The organism is Vibrio harveyi NBRC 15634 = ATCC 14126 = KCTC 12724, from assembly GCF_001591145.1.
Lineage (GTDB): Bacteria > Pseudomonadota > Gammaproteobacteria > Enterobacterales > Vibrionaceae > Vibrio > Vibrio harveyi.
Window position 1 is genome coordinate 50,236 of sequence record NZ_BCUF01000013.1, and the last position, 11,995, is coordinate 62,230.

Sequence of the window (11,995 nt, forward strand, 5' to 3'; positions counted from 1 at the left end):
CACATGTTATTTCACATCTTAAGATAAAACTCGCGAGTTAGCTGAGTAAAGTCGTCGCTATAACCCTCGTTTGAGTGAATGATCAAGTGCGTTTCTTGAGTATCACAAGCTTGTTTGGCTAATTCAAACAGTAAACGGTGGACTGGCTTTTTCTGTGATGGTTGCACGCGACAGATGCGCGATAAGAACCATCCTTGCTGTTTAGCCATGGCAATAAACAATTCGCCTTCTGTAATCGGCAGAACAAAACTGGCAGTACCGTCTTCTTCGAGTAGTTCATTACAGCGTTTAAGTAATGAAGCGTGTTGCAAAGTATCCGTGTGTCGAGCAGTTGCACGTTGGCTTTGCTTCGATTGCTCACCACTGTTGAAGTAGGGCGGATTACAGATGATGTGCTCGAAGCGATGTGTTAGTTCAAACTGCAATACATCAGCGTGGTGGATGTGAAGCCTGTCGGACCAAGAGGATAGGGTGAAGTTTTGCTGCGCTGCTTCTACCGCCGATGTTTCAATATCAAGAGCGGTGATCTGTGCGGCAGGAAATCGCTGTGCACACATTAGTGCTAGCAAGCCCGTGCCTGTACCAATGTCCAAAATTTTACTCTGTGGTGAGCAATTTGCCCAAGCGCCAAGCATCACACCATCAGTGCTGACGGGCATGCCACTTTCACCGCCGTGAATCGAAAACTGCTTGAACTTGAAGTCCTTAGTCTGAAATTTTTCGCTCTTCATGATTGTTTTATTTTTACTCAATAATAGAGTTAATTTCTCTATTGTTTCTTAATTGTATAGATTGTTATCTTGTTGGTTATTAAATTGTATTTCAATTTGATCGAGATAATGAACTGGTCTCAAATCTATAGGTAGTGATATTCACTGCTTTTAAGTTGGCGAACTAAATTAATATGGTGTTTTTTTCTTAAAGGTTGCCAAATGATGGGTACTTCGTCATTATGCGGCGGAAATTTATAGATTGAACCACAGGTACTCATTAACTTTGGGTATACAAAAAAGTGGTCGATGCATACACAACATTCATCAATTAGAGAAAAAGGGTTATCTGTGAAGCAGACGTTAAAACTAACAGATATTATCGCAGTAGGCTTTATGCTATTTGCGTTCTTTTTGGGTGCTGGCAACATCATTTTCCCACCACTAGCGGGTCAGCTAGCCGGTGATCACCTGATGCCAGCAATGTTCGGTTTCTTGCTAACAGCGGTAGGTCTACCTCTTATTACTATCGTTGCTATTGCTGTGGCAGGCGGCTCTTGGGATCACTTGACTCAAGATCTTCCTAAGAAAGCAGCAGTGCTGATGGCGGCGTTGATCTTCATCATCATTGGTCCTGCATTTGCTGCACCTCGTACAGGTCTTGTAGCATATGAAATGGCAGTGAAACCATTCTTCCTAGATGCCTCTCAAGCGCATCTAACATCATTCTCAATCTTGTTCTTTGCGGTGGCTATGATCTTCGCTTGGTTCCAAGGTCGTTTGATTGATTTGATTGGTAAAGTGCTAACGCCAGTTCTGTTCCTTGGTCTTATCGTTCTTGCTATTGCGGTATTCATTGACCCACAAGGCGAAATGATGGGCGCGCACGGCGAGTACCTAACTCAACCATTGACTAAGGGCTTCCTTGAAGGCTACAACACCATGGATACGTTCGCATCGTTGATGTTCGGTATGCTAATGGTGGACGCACTTCGCAGTAAAGGCATCACTGAGCGTGCAGCAACGACAAAATACCTAATCTGTGCTGGCTGTATTGCCGCTGCAGGTCTTGCGTTCGTATACATCTCATTGTTCTACCTAGGTGCGACGAGTTCAACTATTGCAGCAGGCGCAGACAACGGTGGTGCTGTGCTGAGCCAATACGTTCAGGCGCTATTTGGTCCTTACGGTCAGATTGTACTTTCAATCATCGTATTGCTTGCATGTTTGACGACGGCTATCGGTCTTATCTCTGCATGTTCAGATTTCTTCAGCTCTAAAACGAAACTGACTTACAAGCAGTGGGTTATTATCAACGGTGCGGCTTGTGCACTGATTGCAAACGTTGGTCTGTCTCAGCTAATTTCTCTATCAGTTCCGGTTCTGTTTGCGCTATACCCAGTAGCAGTAGCATTGGTTGCGCTAACGTTTGTACGTAGCAAGCTTCCAAACCCACGAGTGGCTTACCGCTCTGTACTGCTAGTATCACTGTTATTTGCATTGATTGATGCTGCGAAAGTTGCGGGTCTAGACGTGTCTGCATTCAATATGCTGCCGCTATTTGAAGTGGGCATGGGTTGGGTTCTACCAACATTTGCAGCGATTGTTTGCATGTTCTTTATTGCTAAGTCCTCACAACCAGAGTTGACTGAAGAAACTGCATAATTGCTGACTAGCAAAACAAAAAAAGCCCGGTGAAGTGATTCGCCGGGCTTTTTGTTTATCTGTTGTCTAGCAAGTGCTGGATGCCGTATGACTTAAAGTGTGTCGTGGAACTCTACTAAGACTTGCTCACACCATTTCTCGATGCGCTCATCACTGAGTTCGTACTGGGAATCTTCATCCAACGCTAAGCCGACAAATTGGCTGCCATCTTCTGTCAGTGCTTTTGATGCTTCGAACTCATAGCCTTCGTTTGGCCAGTAACCAATAAACTGCGCGCCCGTTGCTTTTAGCTCGTCATGCAGTAGACCCATCGCATCAAGGTACCACTCGCCATAGCCTTCTTGGTCTCCTAAGCCGAATAAAGCTACGACTTTGCCTTTTAGTGGTGTGGTTGCAATATCTTCCCAGATAGCGCTCCAGTCTTCTTGGATTTCACCGAAGTCCCAAGTAGAGATACCAATTAGCAGTAAATCGTAATCTGCCATCAGCGACAGCGGTGTCTCTTTCACGTTGTGAATGTCGACAAGGTCTTCACCAATGATATTGCGAATTTTCTCTGCTGCCATTTCTGTGTAGCAGGTTGTTGAGCCGTAAAAGAGTCCGATTTTCATTATATTCGTCGTTTTTTATGTTGCTGTTGTGGCAGATTCTAACCATAAATCGGGGAAGATTGCAGCGAATATCCCGCGGGAGATGATTTTTTTATGGTATTGGTTGAGCAGTTGCCTTACTCTCAATACTGTAAATATAAACAGATAAGGAAGCGTTCATGACGGCACAACAGCCTGTCAATCAACAAGATTTTGGTCTGGTTGAACAATTCTTAGATGCAATGTGGATGGAGCGTGGTCTATCGGAGAACACGTTGGCTTCCTACCGAAATGATTTAATGAAATTGCTCGCGTGGATGGAGCAACATAGCTACCGTCTAGATTTCATCAGTTTGTCTGGTCTGCAAGAGTATCAAAGTTACCTCGTTGATTTAGATTACAAGCAGACATCCCGTGCGCGTATGTTGTCAGCGATTCGTCGCTTGTTCCAATACATTCACCGTGAAAAAGTACGCGGCGATGATCCGAGTGCGCTATTGGTCAGCCCAAAGTTGCCTCAGCGTCTGCCTAAAGACATCAGTGAAGAGCAAGTGGACGCACTGCTTGATGCGCCAGATCCTAATGATCCCGTTGAGCTGCGAGACAAAGCCATGCTTGAGCTACTCTACGCGACTGGGTTGCGTGTGACAGAGTTGGTCAGTCTGACAATGGAAAACGTCAGTTTGCGTCAAGGGGTAGTGCGCGTGACCGGTAAAGGTGGTAAAGAACGCCTCGTTCCTATGGGAGAAAACGCGGTCGATTGGATTGAAACTTTTATCCAGCAAGGTCGGTCTGCTCTATTGGGAGAGACTACGTCGGATGTGGTATTCCCAAGTAAACGTGCGAGACAAATGACCCGTCAGACCTTTTGGCACCGTATCAAGTACTACGCTGTGATAGCGGGTATTGATACCGACCAACTGTCTCCACACGTATTGCGCCATGCTTTTGCGACACACTTATTGAACTATGGCGCAGATCTCAGGGTCGTACAGATGCTGTTGGGGCATAGTGACTTATCGACAACGCAAATTTATACTCACGTGGCGACTGAACGATTGAAACAGATCCACAGTCAACACCACCCAAGAGCATAATGATGGTTTGGTTCATCCTTTGTCTCATTGGATGAAAAGATTTTATTTTAAGGTGAATTTAATGAGCGTATTACGCCGACTAACTCTGCTGACTTTACCGTTTTTCGTAACCGCTTGTGGTGCTGAAGAAAGTCAGGCAAAAACGGAAACTCCTGCACAACAAGTCGCGCCAGCGGCAAAACAGAACTTTGATGAAGCTGCGCTAAAAGCGAAGTTCTCTAAGCTGGGTGTGTCTATTCTTGATATCCAACCATCAGACGTTGCTGGACTATTAGAAATCCAAACCAATGGTGGTGTGTTGTTCGCATCAAACGATGGCAACCACTTTATTGCCGGTACACTTTACGCCATTGATGATAACGGCGGCTACAAAGACGTGATTGCTGAGCGTCAAGCACCATTGAACGCAGAGAAAATCGCGAAGTTATCTGATAGCGTGATTGAATACAAAGCGGACAACGAGAAGTATGTGGTGACGGTATTTACCGATATCACGTGTGGTTACTGCGTACGTCTACACAGCCAGATGCAAGGTTACAACGACTTGGGTATTACTGTTCGTTACATGGCGTACCCTCGTCAAGGTGCAACAGGTCCAGTTGCTGAACAAATGGCGACAATTTGGTGTGCAGAAGATCCGAAATCAGCAATGCACAATGCAAAAGTTGAGCGCACTTTCGACAATCCAGCGAAAGATCTAAAACAGTGCAAAGAAACCATTCAAGCGCACTACAACCTAGGTCGTGAACTTGGTATTTCTGGTACGCCAGCAATCTTCCTACCAAGTGGTGAACTCGTAGGCGGTTACCTTCCACCGGCTGAACTACTAAAACGCTTAGAGCAACAATAATCCTTTAAGGAGCAGAGCCAGCGGTATTCGTTGGCTCTTTTCAAACATGATAGAAATTCAACGACGTCCTGAACCGGATCTTTCTCTTCTTCCCGATTCCATTCCACCTATTCTCAAGCGCATCTACATTAACCGTGGTATCACAGATGTAGCACAGTTAGAGACTTCTGCTCGTGGCTTACATTCTTACCAACAGTTGGGTGGCATTGACCAGGCGGTTGAGTTGTTGTTCCAAGCCATTAATGAGCAAAAGCGTATTATTGTCGTTGGTGATTTTGATGCCGATGGCGCGACTAGCTCGGCGTTGTCAGTGCTTGCCCTACGTATGCTTGGCAGTAATAACGTGGACTACTTGGTGCCGAACCGCTTTGAAGATGGCTACGGCCTCAGTCCTGAAGTCGTGGACCAGGCGTTAGAGCTGGGTGCTGAGATGATTATGACGGTAGACAACGGTGTGTCGTCGATTGAAGGGGTTCGCTACGCCAAAGAAAACGGCATTACTGTACTGGTTACTGACCATCACTTACCAGGGCAAGAGCTGCCGAATGTGGATGCCATGGTGAACCCGAACCTCGACAGCTGTGCTTTCCCATCGAAAGCATTGGCAGGGGTTGGCGTTGCTTTCTATTTGATGATGGCGCTTTGTGTGTATATGCGTAAACAAAATTGGTTCGCGCAGCAAGGCATGCAAGAGCCTAAGTTGATGGAGTTGATCGACTTGGTTGCTCTCGGCACCGTCGCCGACGTTGTGCCGCTGGATGAAAATAACCGCATTCTTGTACACCAAGGCTTACAGCGTATTCGTGCAGGCAAAGCACGCCCGGGAATTCAAGCTCTGATTGAAGTCGCGAAGCGAGATGCTCGTCGTTTGGTTGCATCTGATTTTGGCTTTGCACTTGGTCCTCGTATTAATGCCGCAGGTCGTTTGGATGACATGTCTTTCGGTGTTGAACTACTGATGTGTAACAACATCCATGCGGCGCGTCGTATGGCGAGTGAGTTGGATGGTTTGAACCAAACCCGTAAAGAGATTGAAGAAGGGATGAAGCAAGAAGCGATGGCTTTTTGTGAGCGTCTTCAATTTGGTGAAAACAGTGAATTGCCTTACGGTTTAGCACTGTTCCAACGTGATTGGCACCAAGGCGTTATCGGTATTCTTGCTTCGCGCATTAAAGAGAAGTTCCATCGTCCTGTTATCGCCTTTGCCGATGGCGGAGAGGGGACAATTAAAGGTTCTTGTCGCTCTATTCCGGGGCTACACATGCGTGACGCGCTGGATTTCATCGATACGCAAAACCCAGGCTTGATCATCAAATTTGGTGGACACGCGATGGCGGCAGGCTTGACCATCAAAGAACAAGACTTCGAGCGCTTTAGCCGTTTGTTTGATGAAGTCGTGAAGAAAGAACTGGACGAAGCGGCGCTGAAAGGTGTGGTAATGTCGGACGGCGAGCTTAAACCCGAAGAGTTCTCGATGAATGTTGCTGAACAATTGCGCTCAGGTGGTCCTTTTGGGCAAGCGTTCCCAGAACCTATCTTTGATGGTGAGTTCAAAGTATTGCACCAGAAACTGGTCGGTGAGAAGCACCTTAAGCTGATGCTAGAACCACTTTTCAAAGGCCATCCAACAAACGTCATGATCGATGGTATTGCATTTAATGTTGACTTGCGTCGTTGGCCGGATGCATCAGTGAAAACAGTACGCCTCGCGTATAAGTTGGATGTGAATGAGTTTCGCGGCAATCAATCATTACAGTTAATGATTGATCACATTGAAGCTAAGTAGGACCTAGAAAGTCACTTCTTTTAGAGTACGGTCGCCTTTTTGTGGGGCAAAAATTTTATGACCGTGCTCTCTCTAATTGCAATCTGATTTCCCAGCCGAAATTTTCCTGTATCTCGGTCACATTTTTGAGTAGAATTTCTCGGTTAAATTCTATTCTAAAATGTTGAGCCAACATGTTTGAAATCAATCCAATTAAAAACCGTCTACAGGACGTGTCTGAGCGCACGAATGTCCTGAGGGGGTATCTTTGACTATGACGCTAAGAAAGAGCGTCTAGAAGAAGTCAACGCAGAACTTGAACAACCAGATGTATGGAACGAACCAGAACGTGCACAAGCACTAGGTAAAGAGCGTGCATCTCTTGAAGCGGTTGTTGAAACTATCGATCAACTAGAGCAAGGTGTAGAGGACGTTGAAGGTCTTCTTGAGCTTGCGGTTGAAGAAGAAGATCAAGAAACGTTTGACGAGATCGAACCAGAACTTGCTGAGTTGGAAGAGAAGCTAGAACAGCTTGAATTCCGTCGTATGTTCTCTGGTGACCATGACAGCTCTGATTGCTACATTGATTTGCAAGCTGGCTCCGGTGGTACAGAGGCACAAGACTGGACCAACATGATGCTACGTATGTACCTACGTTGGGCTGAAGCAAAAGGCTTCAAGTCTGAGGTGATCGAAGTATCGGAAGGCGAAGTTGCGGGTCTTAAGGGCGCAACAGTGAAGATCTCTGGTGAGTACGCTTACGGCTGGCTACGCACAGAAACAGGCGTTCACCGCCTAGTTCGTAAATCGCCATTCGATTCAGGCGGTCGTCGTCATACTTCATTTGCTTCTGCGTTTATCTACCCAGAGATTGATGAAAACATTGATATCGACATTAACCCATCTGACCTACGTATCGACGTTTACCGTGCGTCAGGTGCTGGTGGTCAGCACGTAAACACCACCGAATCTGCGGTTCGTATTACACACGTACCAACGAACACAGTGGTTCAGTGTCAGAATGACCGTTCTCAACATAAGAACAAAGATCAGGCAATGAAACAGCTTCGAGCGAAGCTATTTGAGCTTGAATTGCAAAAGCAAAACGCGGAAAAACAAGCTAATGAAGACGCTAAGTCTGACATTGGCTGGGGTAGCCAGATCCGTTCTTACGTATTGGATGACTCACGCATTAAAGACCTCCGTACGGGCGTTGAAAACCGTAATACTCAAGCGGTTCTTGATGGCGATCTGGACAAATTTATTGAAGCTAGCCTGAAATCAGGTCTATAAAGCTTTTCACCGACAAAAACAGGATACATCGAAAATGACTGATGCTGTTCAAAACGAAACTGTACAAGAAGAAAACAAGCTAATTGCTGAACGCCGCGCTAAACTGGATGAAATCCGAAAGAGCTGCAAAGCAAATGGCCACCCAAACGACTTCCGTCGTGACGCACTAGCGGGCGACCTTCAAAAAGAGTTCGGTGAAAAGACGAAGGAAGAGCTAGAAGAGCTTAACCACGTAGTTGCAATCGCTGGTCGTATCATGGCTAAGCGTGGTCCATTCCTAGTAATCCAAGAGACTTCTGGTCGTATTCAAGCTTACGCTGACAAAGCGGTTCAAAAAGTACTAAAAGACAAATACCAAGGTCTTGATATCGGTGACATCATCGGTGTTAAAGGTGCGCTGCACAAATCAGGTAAAGGCGACCTATACGTGAACATGGAAGAGTACGAGTTGCTAACTAAAGCACTTCGTCCACTACCAGAGAAGTTCCACGGTCTAACTGACCAAGAGATGCGTTACCGTCAACGTTACGTTGACCTAATCGTTAACGAAGATTCTCGTCAAGCGTTCGTAGTACGTTCTAAAGTAATGTCTGCAATCCGTAACTTCATGATCTCTAAACAGTTCATGGAAGTTGAAACGCCAATGATGCACGTTATCCCTGGCGGTGCGAGTGCGCGTCCATTTATCACGCACCACAACGCACTAGACATGCCAATGTACCTACGTATCGCGCCTGAGCTATACCTGAAACGTCTAGTTGTTGGTGGTTTTGATCGCGTATTCGAAATCAACCGTAACTTCCGTAACGAAGGTCTTTCTCCACGTCACAACCCAGAATTCACAATGATGGAATTCTACATGGCGTACGCGGATTACAAAGATCTTATGGACCTAACTGAAGAACTACTAAGCTCAGTCGCTCTAGAAGTTCTAGGCTCAACGTCAATGCCTTACGGTGATGACACGGTTGAGTTTGGTGGCACTTACACTCGTATGAGCATGTTTGAAGCAATCAAGCACTACAACCCAGACCACGCACAAATCCAAGCGCTAACAGAAGAAGACATTCAAAACCGTGACCTAATGGTTTCTATCGCGAAATCAGTGCACGTTGAAGTCGAACCTTTCTGGACATGTGGTCAGCTTCTTGAAGAAATCTTCGGTGAAACTGCAGAACCTAAGCTAATGCAGCCAACGTTCATCACTGGCTACCCAGCGGACATCTCTCCTCTGGCTCGTCGTAGCGATGACAACCCATTCTTCACAGACCGCTTTGAGTTCTTCATCGGTGGTCGTGAAGTAGCAAACGGCTTCTCTGAGCTTAACGATGCAGAAGACCAAGACGCGCGTTTCAAAGCACAGGTGGAAGCGAAAGAGTCTGGTGATGACGAAGCAATGTTCTACGATGCAGACTACATCACTGCACTAGAGCACGGTCTACCACCAACAGCAGGTCAAGGTATCGGTATCGACCGCCTAGTTATGCTGCTGACTAACACGCACACTATCCGTGACGTGATCCTATTCCCAGCGATGCGCCCACAAGCGTAATCTCCTCGCTGAGTAATGAAAAAACCACCTTCGGGTGGTTTTTTTGTATCTTTAATTTGAATAAATTCAACTGTTTGCATTTGATTGTATATAAGAGGTCTAAATAAGCATTCGCCAAATCTCAATCTGTTGCATAGTCTTAATATTGAGACAGACTTCAGCGCGCGTAGTCTCGATAATGTTACCCGTTCGCAAAGATGGGTTTGTGGCGCGAAATTTCTATGAACAATCAATAAGGGTTAGAGAATGGCTGGGCAGTTTAAGATGGATTCCATTCCGGGATCGCTTGTAGTAGTTGGCGGTACTTATGAACCTTGGCTTTCGGTGCTAGAGCAAGTGGGATGGAAATGTCACCAAGTGGGTGATTTACGTAAAGCCAACACATTGTTAGAAGATATTGGTCCATGTATTGGTATAGTTGACCTTAGCCATGACGAGTTCAGTCTTAATGGTTTGGCGAACTTAGTGAGTTCTCACAAGCACGTTCGTTGGTTAGCATTCATCCGTGAATCTCAACTCGGAACTGATACCATCTGTCAGTTCATTGTGAACTTCTGTATCGACTTTTTCACGGCACCAATCCCTGATGCACAGCTATTGAGTACCATTGGTCACCAACTTGGTATGTTGAAGCTAGAGAAAAAAGTATGGCCAAGCTTTGGTAGCAGCTTAGACATGGGGCTGATCGGCGAATCTATCCCAATGAAACGTCTACGTGACCAAGTGAAACGTATCGGTCCAACCGATGTAAGTATTCTAATCTATGGTGAAAGCGGTACAGGTAAAGAAGCTGTTGCACGTGCGATTCATAAAGTATCCTCACGTTCTCACAAGCCATTCCTATCAATTAACTGTCGCGCACTTAACGAGCAACGCTTCCAAGCCGAAGTCTTTGGCATTGATGCTGATGACGATATGGAAGCAAGTCTGCTTGAGCAGGCTGATGGTGGTACCGTGCTTTTCAACGATATCTTGACCATCTCTAAAGAACAGCAGATGAACCTTCTGCGTTTCTTGCAAGAAGGCACGATTGAAACTCGTGATGGTGCGAAAAATGTTAACGTTCGTATTCTTGCTGCTAACTCTTCTGATGTTGAAAAAGCACTGATTGATGGTGACTTCAATGAAGAGCTTTACCATTACATCAATGTGCTTCGCATTAATGTGCCAAGCTTGAAAGAACGCGCAAGTGATATCGCACTATTAGCGCGCTTCTACCTACAAGAGTTCTCAAAAGAATATAACTCGCAGGCGAAAAGCTTTTCTGAAGATGCGCTGAAAGCACTGACACGTTACTTCTGGCCAGGTAACGTGCGTGAGTTGATGAACCAAGTCAAACGTGCTGTACTGATGTCGGATAGCGTAATGATTGAAGAACATCATCTTGATCTTCCGCAACGCAATGATTCTAAACGTAGCTTGAAGTCAATTCGTGAAAAGAGCGAGCGTGATGCACTGCTTGTTGTGTTGGAATCACATTCCGGTCAGGTATCGAACGCAGCGAAAGAGCTTGGCGTATCGCGCGCAACCATGTATCGACTATTGAACAAGCATAATTTGATTTCAGAGCAGACGGTTTAATCTAATTTGAATCAGTAAGTGCTGACGAAACAACTTGTCCCAAAAAGGAGTGCATATGCGCTCCTTTTTTGTGAATAGAATTCGGTTATTTATAAAACTCGATGTTTTATATATTCCTTAGTTGAATATGTTATTCAAAAAACCATATGAAACCTAATTTTAGGTCATTGGTTTGTTTTTAATCGAAAGGATAAAAATTGTTTGATAAATATCCTCCGTTGCTTACAATTTAGCCGTAACTCAAAGAGTTATACCACATCAATCACGGATTAATTTTTAGCTAGGAGGCGCAAGATGAAACATTACGTTGTTAACACCACTGCTTGCGCTGATCGTATGCCTGCTGTTCGCTCAACCTTTGATGCGACTAAACAGGATGCCACTGGCTCATTAGATTAAATTAATCCGTAACCTATCTCTTTTACTAGGCTGCGGAAAAGTAGCGGCTTAGTCTCAACAGAATTTTTCTGTCCAATTACGCACTATTTTTCCCAGTCGATCCTTTATCGCAATTTGGAGAATAAGTTATGCGTCACTCTATCTATCTGAAACTAGCAACTGTGCTATTGAAAGCAGATCTAAAACGTGAAGAAAAACAATGGCAACGTATGGTTCGTCGTAGCTCACATGATATTCCATGGACTAACGAACACTTGCTAAAAGATATTGGCTTAGATAAAGACGGCCGCTCAACTCGAACTAGCGTCCCAGACGCCGTAAAAGTTGATCGTCGAGTTCGCCATCTTCGCCGAGTTTTAACTTCGCGAATACTGACGTAATCAAAAGCCCAAATTGAACTTTCCTTAATGTACTTGGTTCAATTTGGGCTTGATAGAAACAAAACAGGCTGACCATTATGGTCAGCCCGTTTTGTTTTTAGTGTCCGTTACTT

Annotated in this window: 10 protein-coding genes; 8 read left to right on the forward strand and 2 right to left on the reverse strand. The window is 45.3% G+C overall.

From position 1 onward, the window contains the following. Positions 1-11 precede the first annotated feature (11 nt). Positions 12-731, reverse strand: coding sequence for a tRNA1(Val) (adenine(37)-N6)-methyltransferase (locus tag VHA02S_RS09050; RefSeq protein WP_005447885.1), 720 nt, complete (start codon positions 729-731; stop codon positions 12-14). 330 nt (positions 732-1,061) lie between these two features. Here VHA02S_RS09050 and brnQ point away from each other — a divergent pair, with 330 nt between their 5' ends. After that, positions 1,062-2,375 carry a branched-chain amino acid transport system II carrier protein gene (gene brnQ / locus VHA02S_RS09055; protein WP_009697628.1) on the forward strand — a complete coding sequence of 438 codons (1,314 nt, stop codon included), beginning with the start codon at positions 1,062-1,064 and terminating at the stop codon, positions 2,373-2,375. A 92-nt stretch (positions 2,376-2,467) separates the two neighbouring features. Here the strand turns inward: brnQ and fldB are convergent, their stop codons facing one another. After that, on the reverse strand, positions 2,468-2,986 hold the full coding sequence (gene fldB, locus VHA02S_RS09060; RefSeq protein WP_005447890.1) for a flavodoxin FldB: 519 nt from the start codon (positions 2,984-2,986) through the stop codon (positions 2,468-2,470). A gap of 158 nt (positions 2,987-3,144) precedes the next feature. Here fldB and xerD point away from each other — a divergent pair, with 158 nt between their 5' ends. From xerD to VHA02S_RS09095, 7 genes are all read left to right on the forward strand, one after another. Further along, positions 3,145-4,062, forward strand: coding sequence for a site-specific tyrosine recombinase XerD (gene xerD, locus VHA02S_RS09065; RefSeq protein ID WP_005447892.1), 918 nt, complete (start codon positions 3,145-3,147; stop codon positions 4,060-4,062). Between the two features lie 61 nt (positions 4,063-4,123). Beyond that, positions 4,124-4,912: a bifunctional protein-disulfide isomerase/oxidoreductase DsbC gene (gene dsbC / locus VHA02S_RS09070; protein WP_026000319.1), complete on the forward strand. Its 789-nt coding sequence runs from the start codon at positions 4,124-4,126 to the stop codon at positions 4,910-4,912. Positions 4,913-4,958: 46 nt separating this feature from the next. Then, on the forward strand, positions 4,959-6,698 hold the full coding sequence (gene recJ / locus VHA02S_RS09075) for a single-stranded-DNA-specific exonuclease RecJ (RefSeq protein ID WP_005447894.1): 1,740 nt from the start codon (positions 4,959-4,961) through the stop codon (positions 6,696-6,698). Positions 6,699-6,871: 173 nt separating this feature from the next. Continuing rightward, positions 6,872-7,970, forward strand: a protein-coding gene (gene prfB, locus VHA02S_RS09080; RefSeq protein WP_100208484.1) for a peptide chain release factor 2 whose coding sequence is annotated in 2 segments (ribosomal slippage) — positions 6,872-6,946 and positions 6,948-7,970 — 1,098 coding nt in all. Because the reading frame shifts where the segments join, the coding sequence is not laid out codon by codon here. A gap of 34 nt (positions 7,971-8,004) precedes the next feature. Next, the gene (lysS, locus tag VHA02S_RS09085; RefSeq protein ID WP_005447896.1) at positions 8,005-9,522 is read left to right on the forward strand and encodes a lysine--tRNA ligase; all 1,518 of its coding nucleotides are present in this window, start codon (positions 8,005-8,007) and stop codon (positions 9,520-9,522) included. 246 nt (positions 9,523-9,768) lie between these two features. Continuing rightward, positions 9,769-11,103: a cyclic-di-GMP-binding transcriptional regulator VpsR gene (vpsR, locus tag VHA02S_RS09090; RefSeq protein WP_005447897.1), complete on the forward strand. Its 1,335-nt coding sequence runs from the start codon at positions 9,769-9,771 to the stop codon at positions 11,101-11,103. 527 nt (positions 11,104-11,630) lie between these two features. Further along, positions 11,631-11,882 carry a hypothetical protein gene (locus VHA02S_RS09095; protein ID WP_005447902.1) on the forward strand — a complete coding sequence of 84 codons (252 nt, stop codon included), beginning with the start codon at positions 11,631-11,633 and terminating at the stop codon, positions 11,880-11,882. The last annotated feature ends 113 nt before the right edge of the window (positions 11,883-11,995 follow it).

Coding starts and splice junctions, on each gene's coding strand:
- VHA02S_RS09050 (WP_005447885.1), bottom strand. CDS start 731: ATGAAGAGCGAAAAATTTCAGACTAAGGACTTCAAGTTCAAGCAGTTT.
- fldB (WP_005447890.1), bottom strand. CDS start 2,986: ATGAAAATCGGACTCTTTTACGGCTCAACAACCTGCTACACAGAAATG.
- xerD (WP_005447892.1), top strand. CDS start 3,145: ATGACGGCACAACAGCCTGTCAATCAACAAGATTTTGGTCTGGTTGAA.
- dsbC (WP_026000319.1), top strand. CDS start 4,124: ATGAGCGTATTACGCCGACTAACTCTGCTGACTTTACCGTTTTTCGTA.
- recJ (WP_005447894.1), top strand. CDS start 4,959: ATGATAGAAATTCAACGACGTCCTGAACCGGATCTTTCTCTTCTTCCC.
- lysS (WP_005447896.1), top strand. CDS start 8,005: ATGACTGATGCTGTTCAAAACGAAACTGTACAAGAAGAAAACAAGCTA.
- vpsR (WP_005447897.1), top strand. CDS start 9,769: ATGGCTGGGCAGTTTAAGATGGATTCCATTCCGGGATCGCTTGTAGTA.
- VHA02S_RS09095 (WP_005447902.1), top strand. CDS start 11,631: ATGCGTCACTCTATCTATCTGAAACTAGCAACTGTGCTATTGAAAGCA.